At 25.0% G+C, this 18999-nt stretch carries 21 protein-coding genes; 3 read left to right on the forward strand and 18 right to left on the reverse strand.

The window, feature by feature from the left end:
• Positions 1–64: 64 nt before the first annotated feature.
• The 9 genes from ACTG48_RS20825 to ACTG48_RS20865 all read right to left on the reverse strand — a co-directional run bounded on the left by ACTG48_RS20825 (position 65) and on the right by ACTG48_RS20865 (position 6956).
• Complete coding sequence (locus ACTG48_RS20825; RefSeq protein ID WP_021383346.1) at positions 65–643, reverse strand: hypothetical protein; 579 nt, start codon at positions 641–643, stop codon at positions 65–67.
• Positions 644–676: 33 nt separating this feature from the next.
• Positions 677–1189, reverse strand: a complete 513-nt coding sequence (locus ACTG48_RS20830) for a hypothetical protein (RefSeq protein ID WP_146026535.1) — start codon at positions 1187–1189, stop codon at positions 677–679.
• Positions 1190–1376: 187 nt separating this feature from the next.
• Entirely contained in the window at positions 1377–3257 is a 1881-nt protein-coding gene (gene ltrA, locus ACTG48_RS20835; protein ID WP_158245566.1) for a group II intron reverse transcriptase/maturase, read from the reverse strand.
• Between the two features lie 695 nt (positions 3258–3952).
• Positions 3953–4270: a hypothetical protein gene (locus ACTG48_RS20840; protein WP_102822257.1), complete on the reverse strand. Its 318-nt coding sequence runs from the start codon at positions 4268–4270 to the stop codon at positions 3953–3955.
• A gap of 228 nt (positions 4271–4498) precedes the next feature.
• Complete coding sequence (locus ACTG48_RS20845) at positions 4499–4837, reverse strand: BlaI/MecI/CopY family transcriptional regulator (protein WP_479918813.1); 339 nt, start codon at positions 4835–4837, stop codon at positions 4499–4501.
• 77 nt (positions 4838–4914) lie between these two features.
• Complete coding sequence (locus ACTG48_RS20850) at positions 4915–5496, reverse strand: hypothetical protein (protein ID WP_172693292.1); 582 nt, start codon at positions 5494–5496, stop codon at positions 4915–4917.
• A gap of 177 nt (positions 5497–5673) precedes the next feature.
• Positions 5674–6021, reverse strand: a complete 348-nt coding sequence (locus tag ACTG48_RS20855) for a helix-turn-helix domain-containing protein (RefSeq protein WP_172693293.1) — start codon at positions 6019–6021, stop codon at positions 5674–5676.
• A gap of 2 nt (positions 6022–6023) precedes the next feature.
• On the reverse strand, positions 6024–6371 hold the full coding sequence (locus ACTG48_RS20860) for a helix-turn-helix domain-containing protein (protein ID WP_021383402.1): 348 nt from the start codon (positions 6369–6371) through the stop codon (positions 6024–6026).
• A 237-nt stretch (positions 6372–6608) separates the two neighbouring features.
• Positions 6609–6956, reverse strand: coding sequence for a helix-turn-helix domain-containing protein (locus ACTG48_RS20865; protein ID WP_172693294.1), 348 nt, complete (start codon positions 6954–6956; stop codon positions 6609–6611).
• 165 nt (positions 6957–7121) lie between these two features.
• Here ACTG48_RS20865 and ACTG48_RS20870 point away from each other — a divergent pair, with 165 nt between their 5' ends.
• The gene (locus ACTG48_RS20870) at positions 7122–7709 is read left to right on the forward strand and encodes a hypothetical protein (protein WP_102822258.1); all 588 of its coding nucleotides are present in this window, start codon (positions 7122–7124) and stop codon (positions 7707–7709) included.
• Positions 7710–7743: 34 nt separating this feature from the next.
• Here the strand turns inward: ACTG48_RS20870 and ACTG48_RS20875 are convergent, their stop codons facing one another.
• The 4 genes from ACTG48_RS20875 to ACTG48_RS20890 all read right to left on the reverse strand — a co-directional run bounded on the left by ACTG48_RS20875 (position 7744) and on the right by ACTG48_RS20890 (position 10598).
• Complete coding sequence (locus ACTG48_RS20875) at positions 7744–7893, reverse strand: cyclic lactone autoinducer peptide (protein ID WP_021383344.1); 150 nt, start codon at positions 7891–7893, stop codon at positions 7744–7746.
• Positions 7865–8473 carry an accessory gene regulator ArgB-like protein gene (locus ACTG48_RS20880; RefSeq protein WP_021383425.1) on the reverse strand — a complete coding sequence of 203 codons (609 nt, stop codon included), beginning with the start codon at positions 8471–8473 and terminating at the stop codon, positions 7865–7867. The genes ACTG48_RS20875 and ACTG48_RS20880 overlap by 29 nt, the downstream gene beginning before the upstream one ends.
• 86 nt (positions 8474–8559) lie before the next feature.
• The gene (locus tag ACTG48_RS20885) at positions 8560–9870 is read right to left on the reverse strand and encodes a sensor histidine kinase (RefSeq protein ID WP_021383438.1); all 1311 of its coding nucleotides are present in this window, start codon (positions 9868–9870) and stop codon (positions 8560–8562) included.
• Positions 9867–10598 carry a LytR/AlgR family response regulator transcription factor gene (locus ACTG48_RS20890; protein WP_172693296.1) on the reverse strand — a complete coding sequence of 244 codons (732 nt, stop codon included), beginning with the start codon at positions 10596–10598 and terminating at the stop codon, positions 9867–9869. Before ACTG48_RS20890 ends, ACTG48_RS20885 begins: the two co-directional genes overlap by 4 nt.
• Positions 10599–10901: 303 nt before the next feature.
• Between ACTG48_RS20890 and ACTG48_RS20895 the strand changes: the two genes are divergently transcribed.
• Positions 10902–11588 (forward strand): hypothetical protein, encoded by a 687-nt coding sequence (locus tag ACTG48_RS20895; RefSeq protein ID WP_172693297.1) that lies wholly within the window; start codon positions 10902–10904, stop codon positions 11586–11588.
• A 383-nt stretch (positions 11589–11971) separates the two neighbouring features.
• On the opposite strand, the gene ACTG48_RS20900 is transcribed toward ACTG48_RS20895, so the two are convergent.
• Positions 11972–12772 carry an ATP synthase subunit B family protein gene (locus ACTG48_RS20900; protein WP_021383398.1) on the reverse strand — a complete coding sequence of 267 codons (801 nt, stop codon included), beginning with the start codon at positions 12770–12772 and terminating at the stop codon, positions 11972–11974.
• Positions 12773–13213: 441 nt separating this feature from the next.
• Here ACTG48_RS20900 and ACTG48_RS20905 point away from each other — a divergent pair, with 441 nt between their 5' ends.
• Entirely contained in the window at positions 13214–13792 is a 579-nt protein-coding gene (locus tag ACTG48_RS20905) for a DUF1989 domain-containing protein (protein ID WP_102822259.1), read from the forward strand.
• Between the two features lie 178 nt (positions 13793–13970).
• On the opposite strand, the gene ACTG48_RS20910 is transcribed toward ACTG48_RS20905, so the two are convergent.
• The 4 genes from ACTG48_RS20910 to ACTG48_RS20925 form a co-directional block, all read right to left on the reverse strand.
• On the reverse strand, positions 13971–14183 hold the full coding sequence (locus ACTG48_RS20910; protein WP_235684378.1) for a hypothetical protein: 213 nt from the start codon (positions 14181–14183) through the stop codon (positions 13971–13973).
• A 140-nt stretch (positions 14184–14323) separates the two neighbouring features.
• Complete coding sequence (gene cas3 / locus ACTG48_RS20915) at positions 14324–16714, reverse strand: CRISPR-associated helicase Cas3' (protein WP_235684379.1); 2391 nt, start codon at positions 16712–16714, stop codon at positions 14324–14326.
• A gap of 179 nt (positions 16715–16893) precedes the next feature.
• Complete coding sequence (locus ACTG48_RS20920) at positions 16894–17037, reverse strand: hypothetical protein (protein WP_158245590.1); 144 nt, start codon at positions 17035–17037, stop codon at positions 16894–16896.
• 137 nt (positions 17038–17174) lie between these two features.
• Positions 17175–18260 carry an Rpn family recombination-promoting nuclease/putative transposase gene (locus ACTG48_RS20925; RefSeq protein WP_102822261.1) on the reverse strand — a complete coding sequence of 362 codons (1086 nt, stop codon included), beginning with the start codon at positions 18258–18260 and terminating at the stop codon, positions 17175–17177.
• Positions 18261–18999 lie beyond the last annotated feature (739 nt).

Consider the following 18999-nt stretch of genomic DNA (forward strand, 5'->3'; position numbering starts at 1 on the left):
TACTCTCATAGAATATAGCTTTTTTATTTAAAGTTTATAATATCAATTTTATAAAATAATTAATTTAGTATAAGGAAACTTCAGTAACTTCTATTAAAGATTCTGAAGGAAAATCAGGATGTATTATCTTTGGAATAAAACTGATCTGTAGATTTTCTTGGTTATTATAAAGATCACGAATACAAAAACCATTTTCTAATTCAGATAAAATTGAATTAGGGGTTTCTTCTGACCATTCAAAAATCCCAATACAAAAATCAATAGTTTCTCTTACCTCCTCAATAAATATATCATATGTATATATCTTACCAACCATATGTTTTAAGCTAGATATTATACTTGATACATTATATTGTCTTGTATTATAGTAATAAAGTAATGAATGAAGACGCTTTTTAATAGCATTTTTTAGTTCACATAATGATATTTGATGAGTTTTATACTTATTAAATAAATTGTGAAATAGCTCGAAATCATTATACATGCTTGTATCAAGATCTCTATCAGTAGGAGAAAGATATAGCTTTTTATTATCTATAAAAGCCCCAAATTTAAAAATTTCTTCGTTTAATGTGCAAGTTTCTATGTATCTATCTATGATTTTGTTGTAATATTTTATATTTATTTTTAAACTTTCAGCCATAAAAGTACCTCCTATAAATTTAAAAATCAAAATTTATGACATTGCCCAGACACCTTTTTCTTGCCTAATAAAAATATGATTTATTTGAAGTGTTTGTCTAACTTTTTCTCTCCAATATTTATTTGAATTACATTTTTTATGACCTTCGATTTCTTTATAGATATCTTCTAACTTTGCTACTTTTCCTAACTTCTCTATTACTGTAGCAACCAAGTCTTTCCAAGTTATGCTCATACTATTTCTTAAGTCACAAGTACCTTTTTGTACTATTGAAAAATCTAATGTATATGAATAATCCCTTCTAAGAACTATTGCTGTTTCATGAGCTATCCTTATGAAATTTTCTTTTTTATAAGATTTTGTATCACTAAGACAATTATTTTGTTCTTTTACAATTATTTGTTCCAAAGTTCCTATTTTATCCATATCTAGTAACATAGAATATAGTTTTCCTTGTTTTTTTATATCAGCTGTAAGAATTATGAGTCTACCACCTTTTTCTAATGATGCAAATTGCTTTGATAAACAATAATTTATTTTTTTCATAAATAGAGAATAGTCTTTAATGTGAGATAAATCATTTTTTAATGGAGTATTTCCATAAACATATCCACTATATTTAATAATAACAATAGGTAACAATCATCTTCAGCATTACCTGTTAAGAGTTGTTTTCCCCTGTTTCACACCGGACATGCGACTTTCATCGCATCCAGCGTTCCATCAATTTTATTTAATCAACAATTAGTTTTTTCCTAAATTTTATTGCGTTTTTGATTGCTTTATCTGAAAATCCATCTTGGCTTATATTTTCATGTATTAGCTTATTACATTTACTATGTGTAGATAATAGGTTTTGAACTTTGTTTATCTGTGATAAAGGAAGGTTTTTGCTTATATGGTGACAGTGAAAATTATCTCCATTTATTATAGGTTCTCCGCAAATTTTACATATTCCCTTATCTCTATTGAAAGCATACATTCTATTCATGAAATACTCATAATTATAGATTTCTTTGGACTTACCATACTTATTAAATTTAAGAATATCAGGAGCTTGTAAGATTTCTTCCATTCTTGCCAAAGGCAGTTGCTTACATGTTCTTTTGAAATGCAACTCCCTTCCTTTACTAGAAAATGGTGTTTCATCCTGATTCTTATTATAAATTTTCTGATATTTACAAAATGCTGGTGATGTTATACCTATGAATTGTTCATTGGGTAGTTTTATTGCTGGTATCCATGTTGAATAATTGGAATGCAATGCTATTAAATTATTTACTTCATGTGCAGGCTTAAAGATAACTCCTTTTCGCCTTAGTGAATTCATTGCAACTGTTGTTAATCTTCTATGGTATTTTGCTAAACTGAAATATACCATATTGGCTGCACTGTAATAATTTATAATACCTCTTATCTTACTGTTTATTTTGCTAATACGTACAATTAAATCTTCTTTATGCATTGATAGTCTTAATATTTTAATGTCTTGAATAATCTCTAGCATTTTATTATCAATTCTTTCTTGCTTTGGTTTTACAACTGGCTTATATCCTTTTCGCATTTTAGGCTCTTTAATTACTTTGTAGGTAAATCCAACAAAATGTATTGGTTTCTCTTTAATATTAGTTATTAGTGTTTTTTCATCTGATAGTTTTAGCTTTAAATTAGTCTCTAAGAATTTTGAAATTCTATATTTCCATTTTTCAGCATGTTCTTTACTATCAGTTAAGAGTATCCAATCATCTGCATATCTTATTAAATATGTAGGCTTAAGTTTTGAATATCTACGTAAAGATTGATATTGATTACGTTTACTAGAGTAGTTATTTTTAGTAGTTTTGTTTTCCCATTCCTTAGTAATCCATTTATCCATTTGATGTAAGTAGACATTTGCAAGAATAGGACTTATGATGCCACCTTGTGGTGCTCCTAGTTTATTTTTCTTACATTCATCCATTATTCCAGCTTTGAGCATTTCTTTGATAATCATTAGTACCCTTCTATCTCTTATACCCATGTGGTATAATTTTTTAAGTAATATTGTATGGTTAATATTATCAAAGAATTTACTTATATCTCCTTCAACTATCCAGTAGTAACCAACTCTATTAACTTGGTCTTTAATTCTTTCTAGAGCCATATGAGCATCTCGCCAAGGACGAAATCCATAAGAATGTTGGAAAAATTGAGCCTCGAGAATTGGTTCAATGATTAATCTTACACATTCCTGGATGACTCTATCTTTAATAGTTGGAATACCAAGTGGTCGTTTTTCTTGTTTTCCTGGTTTAGGAATCCATTTTCTTCTTACCATATCAGGTTTATAGTTTGTAAAACTATCTTGAATATCAGTTATAACTTTATAGTAATCTTTTTGCAAGTAATCTTTATCAATAACCTTTCGGTCAACTCCTGGAGTTTTAGAACCTTTATTTGCTTTAATATTATGGATAGCAGTCATTATGACCACTTCACTAGACATTATTTCTACTAGACCCTTAAACTTAGGTATTTCTTTAGCTTCAATGCATTTAGATGTTATTTTATACATTATATCTTGAATTTTCTTTAATTCTGTTTCATTTTCAGGTGCTTTGAATTTTTGAGCCATAAACATTCCTCCTTTCGGATTTTTGTTTAGGTTTTAGTCAGGTACGCACAACGGCTTCCTCAAAACTTACTAATTGATAAGTAATAAAATTGACTATGCCCCTTCGCCATGTAATAGGCTTTCCCCATCTCAGACTACTACGGGCTGCTGCCACCCAATTTCAATAGTCATTTCCTACTATTTAGATACATCACATTCTATTATGTTTAACATTATCTATCAGGCTTCTTTTGTTCCCTACAATCTAGCTTTGCATATTACCTTAGTGTCCGTGTCTACTCCGTCAGCCATTCATTTATCCTCTGTAGGTGGATTAAGAACTTATATCCTTTTTGGATATAAACAGTAACAAGGAGAACATAAGCCTTTACTGTGACTGAAATCCCTTTTGGGATTATAAATCTTCAGTTCGATTTACCCTACTTTACGAAGCGTGCCTCCCACGATTTTTCCTAGCTATCGAGCAGATAGCTCCAATACACATAGTAATTTTATAGCACCCCACATTACTAACTACCATCTCAGGTCGATTTTTATGTGACTTCACCGAGCTTCATACCAACTATTAATAGAAATGGTCAGCATGTCGGAGGATTAGGTTCTAGTGTACCTACATTTACACCATTCAGGTTTTTCACCTGCAATCTCAATTATAGAGTTCATGAACTTCTATTCTAAGAATTTCATGTCTGCTTTTAGTTCTTGTTTCCAAGAGTGTTGTGCAGAAACAAAACGCACATATCCCAATATGGTGGATGCCAAAATATAAGTTTATTTCGCTCCTTTATCTCATCTGTCATTAAATCAAATCCCATGTTTAAATCATAACAATTAGACTGAATTCCTAATGTATCTGCTACATCTTTAGTTGTATTACTTCCACACATATAATCACTAATACAATCAGAATTATAAACATTAAGTAAATCAACTATAAGTTTACCTGATGTATTTCCACGATAACTAGCATTTCCATAATCTCCTCTTTCTTTATAGCTTACTAAACTTCTCATATCTAAATACCTCCTTATAACTGACATATGCAGCTTATTTTTTATTTACTGTAAATCAGTTTTATTTTTTAACTAATATGGGGCATTTAGAGGTATTTTTTGAAAAATTTTTATTTTAGAAGGTTATTATATTCTGAAGTCATATTTGAAATGAGCTAATGTATTTTATAAAAATATTGAAGAAGAAAAACTGAATACTTGTTTACTTTTCTTCTTCAATATTTCTATTTAAATATCATTGATGAAACCACAATCTTTTAAAGACTTGATTAAACTTTCGATTGAATTAGAATGTATAGTACAAAGGAAATATTTAGTTTCAAATCGCAAGTAAGCCTTTTTTTTGATAAGTATATTGTAGTATGTAAGTCTCTTTATCTTTTTAGCTTCTAAAAACCCTCTATTAACTAACTTTGATAGTAATGAAAGTGTTGTAGAGGCATTCCAATTGTATTCATTTTCCATTGCACTTGTTATATTTTTAGAAGATATTTCATAATCTGTATTCCAAATAAATTTCATTATTTTTAATTCTGATTGTGGTATCTTTATTATTGTTATAGACATATAAAATAATATTCCTTTCATATAAACTATATATAAATTGATGTTATCTAATTTTATAAACTTTAATATAGAAACTTTTATATTTGCTTTTTAGTAAAATGAATATAGTTTTTATGACATTTTATAATATAGTATTTGAGTATAACTATGTTTTTGATGTATAGAACTTTATAAAAAGTAGAAGTTCCAGTAAATTTATTTGAATGTGCTGGATAGTTATTATTTTTCAACCAAATCATTTTCATGCATTTTGTCCAAAACCTAGGAAATATAAATCTTTTAATTCTCACCATATTTTTTGTATCTTCAAAAATAGTTAAGATAGGAGAAATCTTTATATTAGCCCTATTGATTTGTTTCAATATTGATTCTTTTTTATAAGAAAAAAACAAATCTGGGCAAAACGCAGAAATATACACTGTAGAATCTCTAGTTGACAAAGTAATAATTTTTTCTATAGAAATTTCAAATTTGCCTCCTCCTGGACCTATAAAATGCAAAGCCTCTATATTATTATCAAGTGACACTTCTTTAAGCTTAAAAGCACATACATTTTCATTTACTAATTCTCCAACATTGTTCATATTAAAATCTATATACTCAATTTCAATTTCCTTTTTTATAATTTTTTTACCATCTTTTCCTTCTATTTTTATCATATTGAACTCCTTTTAAGCACGTAAAGACACAAAAAATATAATATATATACTGTAAGTATATATTAACATAAAATGAGCAAAAAAGGCATGTTTATATTAGTAAATAAAATCAAGAATAATTTAAAATAAAAAAGATGCCTAAATTTATTAAGACATCTTTTTATAATGAAATTTCTATTATTTTAAATTTCTATTTTTTTTAATTGAACTTATAATATCAATTAGAAGGTTTAATTCTTTACCATCTAAATCATTTATACTCTCATCTATATTATCAGTGCTGATTTGAACTTTATTAAGTTCATTTTTCTCTTTTAAAATATAATCAGATGAGATATTTAACACATCAATAAGCTTTATAAAAGTAAGAAGACTAGGAGATTTTATTCCCTTTTCAATATTTGAAATATATCCTTTTGATAGACCTGTTAAGTTAGCAATATCTTCAAGAGTTAAATCTAGTTTTTTTCTCTGTTTTTTTAGCCTATTGCCAATTTCAATTAAAATTTTACTTTCAGTATCCATATTTATAGTTTCCTATATTCAATGATTTCTTGCAACAATTTAAGAATAGACTTTTGTTCTTTTAGTTCCAAACTGTCAACTAATTCATAACATTGAGAGGAGATAGTATCAATATGATCTTCATTTTGTATGATATTTTCAAATAAAACTTCAAGAGGCATTTCTAGTGCATTTGCAATTTTTAATATTGTGCGAAGTGATGCCTTTCTCTCACCTCTTTCAATTTGCCCAATGTATGTAGGAAATAAATCAATTTTTTTAGCTAATGCATCTTGACTATATCCTAATCTTCTCCTTTGATTTCTTATTCTTTTTCCAATTATAGATTCTATTTTATCTAATTCTAACATCTGTACCCTTCCTAATTAATTATATAAGTAGTTTGTAATATTTTAAAATATTATATCTAAATAATATACTATAAGTGTCATTATAATGTGCTAGTAGCGTGTTATTATAAAAATATATATACTATTTAGGCTGAATTAAAAAATATTACTCATTAATAAATCTTATATAAATATATAAAACAAACTACTATTATAGAATGAATGACAGTAGTTTAGAAAAAACTGACAATTCATGTTTTATAAATTTCTATATTCGATAACATCTTTTAGAAGTTTAAGAATAGCTTTTTGTTCTTTTAATGTCAGACTATCAATTAACTCATAGCATTGAGAAGATATAGTATCAACATAGTTGTCATTTAATACAATATTTTCAAATAATATTTCAAAAGGCACCTCTAATGCACTTGCTATTTTTAATATAGTTTGAAGAGATGCTCTTTTTTCGCCTCTTTCAATTTGTCCAATATATGTAGTAACTAAATCTGATTTTTGTGCCAACACTTCTTGGCTATATCCTAGTTTTTTTCTATAATTTCTTATTCTTTTACCGAGTATAACTTCTATTTTATCCAATTCTAACATTTACATCCTTCCTGATTAAATTTTAATAATTGTTTATAAAATTTTATATTCTTCATTGAAGATGATTTATTTTAATGATATACTATACGTGTCAAAAAAATATACTAACAGTATTTTTAATATTAATATATATACTATTAATGCGTGGATGGGGTGCATGAAAAAGTGGAAGATATAGTTTATAAATTTAGTATCAGTGAAGAATTTGATAATTTCTTAAGCGAGTGTCAAAACAATAATTTAATAGAATTAAAAAGAAAAAATAAAGCACTTTTTAATTCATATTTTGAGCTTTTTAATTCCATATATAATAAACTATCATTAACTGAAAGAGAAAAATTTGATTTTTATAGAGATCAAAAAAATATCATTAATGGCATAGAATTTGATTTCCAATATAAAAAAGGATATAAAAATTTTATTAAATTGTATATGCTATCTAAATTTGAAAGCCTTGAAGATTTAAATAAATTCTCAAATATAGCAATTAAAAATTTTCGAGAAAAAAATTCTGAATACTTAGAGGCTGCTGAAGTTATTTCAAAGATAGATATAAATGATTTTCTATCACATATAGATAGAGATATATTAAATGAGTATATTAGATTAGATGATGAATTAAATAACTTAATAATAAAAGATTTATTTTTAAAAGGTCATATAGATTGTATGAATTTAGCTATAATGTTAGATGTACCTATTGATAAAAATAATGAGTATATAAAGTATTTTTTACTTAAGATAGAGTATTAGTGTTTTTATACTCTACCTTATATTATATTTTCATCTACTTACCATAACTTTTAAATTTTCTTAAATCATCAGGTAAATTTGGTTGATGATTAAACCAGGTGCATGTTGTATTAACTGACATAAGAGCTGTTACTAAAGATAATAAACTTAGACATTTAAGTATCTTTAATGAATATTTGTTCATTTTTATCCCTCCTTATTTGTATATTTCCTAAAATTAGCATTATATTTATCCAAAATAAAGCTGATAAACAAAATAAAGTATAGTCAGTTTTAGTTCTTGAAATGAAGCTTGCAACTACAATAAATAAAATTATTGTTGCTAATAACTTTGATATTTTACTATATCTTCTTTTTTCATCCAAGTTTAAAGGATTATTTTTATGTTCAAGAGGAGCTAAAAAAAATATACCAAAGTAATTTAATAGTGAAAATATAATAATTGGAATGTGATTTACTGTGCTTATATAATTTGAAGCATATATAGTAATTAATACAATTGATAAAAAAATAAATATACAGTTTTTGTGATTATTAGCATGATATCCACCAGAAAATTGCCTTACTGAGCAATAACATATTAAAAATAGCAATATATGAATAAATTTATGAAGTATAAGTGCTAAAGTTAATGCTAATATTATATTTATGAATGAAGCAATTATTACCTCGAAACCATAACTATAAATATTGTATTCTTTAATAGTAATTAGTTTGTTTTCAACTAATGCAGTTGTAATCTTTATAGCCATTTTTTTGAACATTATTTTCACCTACTTTTTTGATATATAAACAATATCATTTTATAACTGTAGTTTCAATAATTTAGCACAACTGGACAATATAAGGCTTAACTGGGCATAGGTATAGAAATTATCATAGTAAATCTACTTTTATTATGTTCAATTAAGCATGTTCCATCATATTTATTAATTGAATTTTTTATACTTTTTATTCCAAAACCATGTTTTAATGTATCAGTTTTGTCGGTTAAAATGTCATTGCCTTTAATTAAGATGTCATTTATTTTAGTATTTTCTGCTTTAATTATATAAAAATCGTTTATTACATTCCCCTTTAAAATAATTTCTTTAGGATCTAAAGTGATTTTATTGCAAGCCTCTATTGCATTATCTAATATGTTAGAAAATATATCGCATATATCTATATCTTTAATAAATTTACATTTGCTAAAATCTATTAATGCTATAAAGTTTATATTATATTTATCACAAAGATCTTTCTTATCGTTTAGTATAATATCCAATGTAACATTCCCTGTATGATATATATTATTATTTCTAATTGTTTTTTTTATATTATTTAAATAAGGTCTTATATCAATGTTGTTTTCATACATACCTTCTATACATGAAATATGATTTTTCATATCATGGCTTAACAACTCTATTTTAAGTTGTTTTGATTCAATGTTTTTGTAATATTCATTTTTCATGCTAGATATTTTCTCAATCATATTATTTTCCATGAGTAATTTATTATCTGTTTGTATTTTCTTTATGAGAGAAATCAATGAAATACTAGATAAGAATAATACTGTAGCAATTGTAAAAAGCTGGTTTTTGTCTATTAAAGTTCCTTCTGAATACTTAAAGATATATTTAAAAATTATGAAAAATAAAACTATATTTGTGAAAATAGGAATTGACATATAAGTTAATATTTTTCTGTTCACATCTGAGTCAATTTCAAAAAAGTATGATTTGTATAAATATAAAACAGTAATTAAAAGAACTTTACCAATTATAATTGACTCAATTCTATAAATATTATTTGTTAGTAGAATACTCATATCATTTATTAGATTTATCCAGATTGTAAAGCTCATACTTAAGGCATCTATACAAATCAATAACATCCAATATATGATTGAGATACAAATTGCCTTTATTAGTTTTATATTATATCCAAGTTTAGCTATTATTATGGTCGTAAATATAGATATTATAACTCTAGTATTTGGAAATATATCTAAGATGTATAGTGTATTTGCAAAAAAAATTACCAGAATGAACATAAATGTTATCCTGGAATTACTTTTACTCTCACTATTGTAATCTAATGTTTTTTTACACATAAACCACTCTATGCAAAAAGATATAAATATAAAAACTGTCCAGAAGAAGTTGTTTTTTATCATAATAATCCTCCTAAAAATAAAGTTATTTTATTTTTAAAATCTTTGACTTTATATTTACTTACTGGTATTTCTATTAATCTATTGTCATATTCCATAAATGCTGTATTTTTTTCGATTTTTACTACTTTTCTTAGATTTACTAAAAAACTATTATGGCATCTAAAAAATCCATAATCTTTAAGCTTATCTTCTAAACTGCTTAAACTAGTTGATAATACATGATTTCTTTTTTCTGTATGTATAATTACTGTTTTTTTCATTACTTCTATATAGATAATTTCACTTGTTTTAAGAAATAAACTTGAATTGTGTCCTACATGTTTTGATTCAATATGTATATTATTATTTCTAAATATGAAATCATTTATAAATGAATCTATATAGTTTTTAAAGATTCCATAATCAATAGGTTTTAATAAATACCTATAAGCTCTCACATCAAAAGCATCTAAAATATGATTTGTCATTGAAGTAATAAAAATAATATCTACTATCTTGTCAAAAGCTCTAATTGTCTTTGCTGCTTCCATGCCATTAATACCTTCCATTTTTATGTCTAAAATAAGTAAATCTAATTCATTAGGATAATTTTTAATAAGCTCTTCAGCTGAATAAAATAGATTTATATTATAATCTATTTCAATACCATTGATAATTTTATCAAGATATTTTTTTATTATATCCATGCAAGATTCTTCATCTTCACAAATGGCTATTGATAAAAACATAAATAATACTTCCCCCTATTCAAAAAGTTATCTAAAAGATAAAAAAGTATGCTTATAGCATATATATTATAACATGATTTTTATACAAATATCTGAAATCAAATATATTTTCAAAAAAAATCAAGAAATGCCCCATATTACTTATAAGAAAAAATAAGCTGATTTTCTAGTAATTATAAGTAAGCTGTATATGTCAGCAATAAGAAGGAGATGTTTAGATATGAATAATTATGAAAAAGATAAAAAATGAGAACTATTGTGTCTTAAGTAATAAAAAATAATTAATTATGAGAGGTTGATAAAATGGAAAGTAAAAAAATGAAAGAGTATGATTATTTTGATATGTTTGGAGTAGACATAGAAAACAAATTAAATAGTATGTTAGAACGTGTTGATTATGAAGATTTGGGAGAAATAACAGGAGGATTTTTTATAAAAAATGAAAAAATGTTTTTCTTTTATTATTATAAAATGAATCCACACAATTATATAAATCTAAATGAATTATTATATGATGTTATTATTATTTTTGATGATATTATCGAAGATGTTATAGAACAAGAAGAAGTAAGTGAATTTTCAGCAAGAGAAAAAATAAAGAATGATATTTGTACTGAAATATATCAAATGCTTAAAAGATATGTGAAAATTAAAGGTTATAAAGATAATTTTATAAAAGAACTAAAAAATTATCAAGGTAAGACTCTATACAAATTAGAAATAGATGATTTAGTTGAAGAGGCTTATTGGAGAAATTTTGAATGTGATTATGAAAATGAAATTGATAAAATTGATGAAATTGATGAATATGATGTTCTTGAATATAATCTACAAAACAAATTTGAAGAATTTTTAAATAATATATATTTATCTATTAAAGTTTTAGAAAAAGGAGGAGAAGAAGAATTTTTATATACAATAACTGAAGTAGATGTTATTTATCACAAAAACTTTTTTAAAATTATAGAAGAGGTAAAAGAACAGGAGTAATATATTTTATGTGATATTAATATAAACATTCCTAGTAGATATAATATTAATTATAATAAATTTTAAAAAACTTAATTATAGTTTTTGAACACTAAATTATAAAGACAAGATAATAAATTATAGTATCTTGTCTTTATTTATATCTTTCTTATTTCTAGATTTTAGTATCATATATCTTTCTAATATGCTTATTAATCCTAGGTAATAAAATCTATTAAATATAAATACTGATACTTGAATCTAATCATTTTGTAAGTCTCTATTTTCCACTTCTGTTTTTATAATAATAACTGTTAAACTATATTCTTATATTAATTTAAAAAAGGCTGTACACTTAATTTTAACATACAACCTCTATGTAGATATCTTCTAACACTTATTGCTTAATATGTGTGGCTTCTAATTATCTCTATTTTGCCATTTTCGTCTATCATTTCCGTCATTATATCTAAGTCGCAAGCTTCATTTGGGTCGTTGCAAGATACAGCCCAACTTTTTACTACTTGCTTTTGTCCTGTTCTTTTTGCCTCTTCAATTAATCTTGCTATTTCTTCCTGTTCTTTTTGCTTTCTATCTTCTTTTTGTTTCTCAATTTTTTCTTGCTTTTCAGCTAAAATTTGTTTTGCTTTTTCTGCTGCTTCCAATAAAGTTTTTTTAGTAATTTGGCAAGTATCTGCAAACTCGAAAGTTTTCCTTTTTTTAAATATTCCTCCTACCTCATATGCAACTTTATCTATTTCATCCATTAATTCTTTTAAATTAGTGCTTTGATTTATTTCTTTGTTGTTAATGTAAAAACGAGATGTTCCAATTACTAATTCAATAGTTTCATCTTCGCCTAAATTTTCCCAAACATTGTTATAATAGTCTCTTTCTATTTTATAAGCTTCTTTTAAAAATGCTTCTCTCATTTTTTCAAGTTCAGGTGGAGCTTTAATATAAAATTTCTTTTTTTTCATATTAAATAATTTTCCTGCTTGTTTAGCAACCTCATGCCCAAGTTCAATTACAAATTCCATGCAGTAATAAGTAAACTCAGCCCACCTTTCTCCTCTATCTTTTAATAAATTCCCATCTATCACCAATGTTTCGATTTCAAATTTTTTTCCCTTTAAGTTTTTTGATATTACAAGTTCGCAAATTCCTCTCGATGTTTCAAATTCATATCTCATTTCTTCATTCATTTTTTCACCTCATACAATTATTTTTTATTTTTACGAATTAGATTATTTTTATATAATTTTAAGTTTAGGTTCTTCTTAAACTTAATTCCTTTACTTATTTTATCATATTTACACCTCTTTTTTTATTTAGCTGTCTAATGCAACTTAGTTTTTTATTTGCTAAAATTAGCTTATTTTTTCTTATAAATAATATGGGGCATTTTCATATTTTTTTTGAGAAAATATTTTTATAATTAAGTAAATTAATTTTTCTAAGTTATCTTAACTTAATTATAACAATGCTTGTGAACTATATCTGTACCAAGTAAAATATTTTTTTAAAATATATAATAATTATTTAAAAACAGGGTAAAAAATAGGTAACTATTGTTTTGAGTTGCTAATAGTATTGAATAGCTGTATAATATCCTCATAAATTAGAATTTGTGGGGGGGAAGGAGAATGAGTAAAGAATATATAATACCAGCATGTTCAGGAATAAAAATTGATGTTAAGCAAGGACAAAATATTACAGTGATTGATATTGAAGGCGGTCAAGTGGTTGATTTTTTTGCAGAAGTGACAGGTAGTCCAAATGAATTTCTTTCAACTGGAGTGACGATTGATTGTAACGAGTCTTTGAAATTAAAAATTGGAGATATTATTTACACCAATCTATACCAACCTATGATGAAAGTCCTTTCTGATGATGTTGGAGAACATGATTTATTCCACCCATGTTGCCGACTAGAAATGTATGATTTCTTCTACCATAATGGCGAAGGACACCCAAACTGTTTCGACAATATCAATAACGCCCTTGAAGAACAGCGAGCCATTATTACACCTGTCAATTTATTTATGCACACGAAAATCAATACTAATGGTAGTATTTCAGTGGAAACGCCTATTTCTAAAGCCGGGGATAAAATCATAATAAAAGCATTGTTGGACATTACATTGGGAGTTGCCGCTTGTAGCGTATCTGAAAGCAAATGTAACAGCGGGAAATGTTCGTCTATTAAAATGATTATTGACTAAAGTAAATCCCAGCTTGTCTATAACTTCATATTAAATACCATAAGCAGTTAGTCTATATGATTGACTGTTTTTCTTATGCCATGAAAGGAGGAATTATATCATTTTACAAAAACAAAGGAAAGCGTATTAGACATTAATTTTATGAAAAAACATTAGCTATCTAGCTAATGTTTTTAGATTAATTGTTATTATAGATCTCTTTAATTTCATCTTCACTTAAATCAAAATCGTCAAATTTGCTTAATATATCATCTAATTTAAAACCATTTTTCTTTAGCATTACAATTAACTTATGATCTTTTCTTCTAGCTTCTTCTCTTTTACCTTTTTCAATACCTTTTTCGATACCCTCATTAAAAATTTCTTCCTTGAAGTTTCTACTTTTATTCATAATATATGCACCTCTTTTCAGATTTAATAAATATTCTTCATTTCTTCCTAGATCTTTTAACCTATCTAAAGCTTTCTTAATAATAAAGACAATACACTAAATTATAGTATATTGTCTTTATTTATATATTTGATATACATTTATTGTAAGATTAGACCTACAGTACTATTATATTCAAACTTATTGCTAGATTTTAGTATCATATATCCTTCTAATGGAGTTATTAATCCTAGATAATAAAATCTATTAAATATAAATCCTGATACTTGAATTGAATCATTTCGCAAGTCTCTATCTTCCTTATAAAAATCTTCTTCTAGAATTATTTTACAGCTTATTTCAGTAGATTTGAAAAGCTTAGATGCTTCTTTCTCATTATCAATAATATTTTTATAAGGTTCAAAATTAAATATTAGGTCTAAACCATCAAAATGAGTTTTATATATACCAAAAATATTCTTAATTTCTTTATCACAATTGCTAAAACTGTCTTCAAAATATTTTTTAACTATACCATTATCATAATAATAATCCAAAATATTTTTTCTAAGACTCATTGTAAAAATAGAATTAGTCTTTAAGGTATTATTTAAGATATCTTTAGTTGTATTCTTAAGTTTATTATCATAAAAGTTATCTTCACTAGGTAGAATATAAAAATTTCCATATTCATATTTATTATTTATATTACATTTACCCATCCTTTGTATTAAACAATCCATATGTGCTAAATCACTTATTACTATATTGAAATCTAAGTCTAATGATATTTCTTGAGTAGATATCAAAATATCCCCTTTTCCATTTAATATTTTACTATATTTATCTTTTTTATCTTTGAATTTAAATCTATTATGCAAAACATTTATATCTATACCATTATATTTATCTGATAAGTTTTCTTTTAAAAACTCATATGAACTATTAGCTGAATCAATAGTATTTTTTATTATTAGAATCCTTTGTTTCTTTTCTAAAGCTTCTTCAACTATTAACTTAATTTCTTCTTCCTTTATAAAAGAGACCTTTACATTTTTACCTTCACAAAGTTCTTCTTCCTTGTTGCTCTCAATAAAAACTATTTCTCCTTTAGCAGTAATGTTTTCATTACATTCTTCTTGAAAAATAATGCCCTTACTTATCATTTGATCTTTATACGGTTTTGGAAGTATAGTTGTCATTAAGTGAAAGTCAACGTTTAAATATTTACATGCAAATTGCATAAAATATATTAAAATCAAAAATATCTTTGGATGCAACAAATGTACCTCATCAACAGTTATAGATGAATTTTTAATAGCTGCAAATGTCATTTCATATCCTGGAAATTTAAACATACTAAGTAATAACTGGTCAATTGTTGCAATTATATATGGTTTACAAAAGTTTACACTTAAATCTATATCCTTTGATGTTACTACAAAATCTAGTTCTTTATTGTTTTCAGTATATGAATATAAGTTTATATCACCATCAATTAACCCAATACAATCATCATTTCTTCTATCTAAATTATTTTTATTCTTAAATATATTTTTTATGTAAAGACTTTCTAATGATAATTGATTTGAAACCAAAAATAATTTTCTTTTAAATCGTTTTCTATCATCAGCATACATTTTTACTGAGTTTGTAAAGTCAACAGTCAATACATTTTTTCCAGATAGCTCTCTCAGTCTTTTTTGTATAATATTAAATTCTACATTACTTTTTTCTAAATCAGAATGATTCTTACAGATATCAATTAAAATCATCTCATCAATTTCTTTATCTGTAAAATCATTATAGAATTTTATATCTTTATTTATACTTTGAGCTCTATGGTCTATTAAATTTAACATTCCTTTATAAAAAATATGTTTAGACCTTCTATCATTTAAAACCGAGTCATCTATTTGACCATTGTTATAATCACTTTCTATAACCATATTCTCGCTTACTTTGTCTAGATAATCATAATCTAACATATCTTCATTGAATTTAAATTCTATATCTAAAATGTATTTTATATAATTTTCTATATCTTCTAGATTGAAAGAATCTTTATTTTCTAAAATTCCACTCTCAATATACTTATAAATTTCTTCTTGCACTTTAGTAGTAGTTAATTTCATATAATCTATATAGTTTCCATGATGTAACATTATAGTTTTATATATGTATAACTTATCTTCTTCTGATAAATTCATTTTTTCCAATATTGATTGCAAAAATGCTCCAGAAAATACATTGTGTCTTGCTATCTTTTCTAAAGATTTTTTTTTATATTCTAATTTTTCTATTTCTTCTTTTGAAAAACTAGATGATATTTTATTATTAATCTCTATTTTTTGTTGAACAATTAAATTAATTTTTCCTAGATCATGCAAAGCACAGCATATCTTTAGTATTTCTATATCTTTATATGAATACAAATCTGGGTCTAATATAGATTCTAATACTTCAAATAAATCTTTAATATGTTCAACTAATGTTTGCTCTTTTTTATTGACATTTAAATTACATGGTCCAGCTAATAGTTCCTTTTTCATGTTAAACACCTATCCTTTAAAGTAGTTTATAATTTTTTTCTTTTGCAACTCTAATAGTCATCTATCTTTCGTACCTTCTTTAAAATTTCTTCTTATATTTTAATATCTTCATTTATCTAATACAAAATGAACACTCTTCTATACAATATCCTCCCTTAATACCTGGTTTACTTTTGATGTCAACTCCAGCCTTTCTTAGTTGACATATATATTCCTTTACTTTTCTCTCCAGTATACCTAGTTTTGTATATTTCACTAGAGTTTAAATTTTCATTTTTTCTTAGAAGTAATATAATTTTAATTACATTTTCTATTTTACTCATATAAATATACCACCTTTATTCAAGTTTAACATTTCTTGGTGAACTATTATTTTATGGAGTAAAATATAACTGCGAAACTATTACATTTAGATTTAAAGAAATAAAACATTAACTATTTAGTTAATGTTTTATTTTTATTAGTTTTGATTATATACTTTTTCGACCTCTGATTTATTTAAATCATCTATAATGTCACATATTTCATTTAAATTATAACCTTTATTTTTTAACTTTATGATAAAATTAAATTTCTCTTCTCTTTTCCCTTTTTCAATGCCTTCTTTAAAAATTTCTTCTTTGAAGTTTCTACTTTTATTCATAATATATGCACCTCGCTTTAAATTTAATAAATAGTCTTCATTGCTTCCTAGCTCTTTTAGCCTATCTAAAGCTTTCTTAACAACAGAATCATTCTTAGCTATAAACCTAACATCTAAATTAGAAGGATTACTAATTAATTTTCCCCACAACATGATTCTATTTACTATATTGTTATGTCTGTTAATTTTAGGAAGCTCTACAAAGTACAATGCCGTTTTTTCTGAATAAATATTTGGATGACCATCCATAGTTAGTCTCATACAATTTATATAATCATCTATTTGATTATATTTTACATGATTTAATATGTGTATTCCAATAGTTTTTCCAATTTCTTTGTATTCTTTACCTTCTTCTAATTTTCTACCATGCACACGACTAAGATAATATTCAGCTCTTTCTAAGTAATCGTCCTCAAAAGCTCTTTGCATCTCAATATTAATGTGATTATTTTCTTCATCTTCAGCCAAAATATCAAGTCTAGGTCTTTTCTCACCAACATAATTAATCGTTGGATCAGTTTCAACTCGGATTATTTTTTTTATTTGAGTAAAAGGTTTAATATTTCTATTAGCATGTGGAGCATCTTTGAGAATATCATTGATAAAGTTAATGAGTAAATCGTAATCATTATTTAAAGTAAATAATGATTTAAATACTTCGTCATATTCAGGCTTAGCGTAACCATCTTCTGTCACAACTTCGCCAACATTTTCACTAGTCAATATCTCTTCTGGAATTAAATTTTTGATTTTATGTAATTCCTCATTAGAAAAATCACCCTTACTGAGTATATCATTTAGTTTTTGAGTCCATTCTCTGTTTTTTTCTTCAATTCTAGTTCGCTTATATTCCTTTGATATTTTAGTAATTTTAGATTTTTCTTCTAATATCTGTTTCATTTTAACACCTCTTTTTTTTATTATACCAATTTTTTCTTAATTAATCTCTTTTTAATATAATTACCCCCCTCATTATTTAATTGACTAATGCAATTTAATTCTTTGTTTGCTTAAAATAGCTTATTTTTTATTTACATAAATAATATGGGGCAGATTTATTTTTTTTTTGAAAAATCTTTTAATATATTAGGACCTACTGCACTTTAATATAAATGTTTTTGAGGTATAAAAGTAATTGAATTATTTAAAATTGAAAAATGCAGGAAAGCAATTAGTCAGCATATATGACTAAACACTTTAAACAATAAGCTCTATATTACTAATAGATTAAAAGACGAGTAATTGGGAATATATTTATTAATATATTGGAGTTTAAAAGGTTAAGTAACGAAAAAGAAGGAGTAAAGGTAAGAAAAGCTGAATAAAGAAATGAATTCTTAAAGCAGGACTCATTTCCTTATATTGATAAACTATCATTTGTTTTAAGTATATTATTTTGTAGGCTCAAATCTCTTAATCCATCTATTTGACAAAGAATCTATATCAAATATAGGAGTTATATTTATCATAGCTAATGGAATGATTGTAAAAAAAACATTTCTCACTAAAAAAACTGTGTCATTTAAATCTTTTTTATAAAAAAAGCCATTAATATTTAAATAGATAAAGAGTATTACAAAAATTAAAATTAAATGGTATCTTAAAATATTGAAATTATATTCAATATTTTTTAATGCAT

It is taken from the genome of Clostridioides sp. LIBA-6822 (assembly GCF_056688955.1).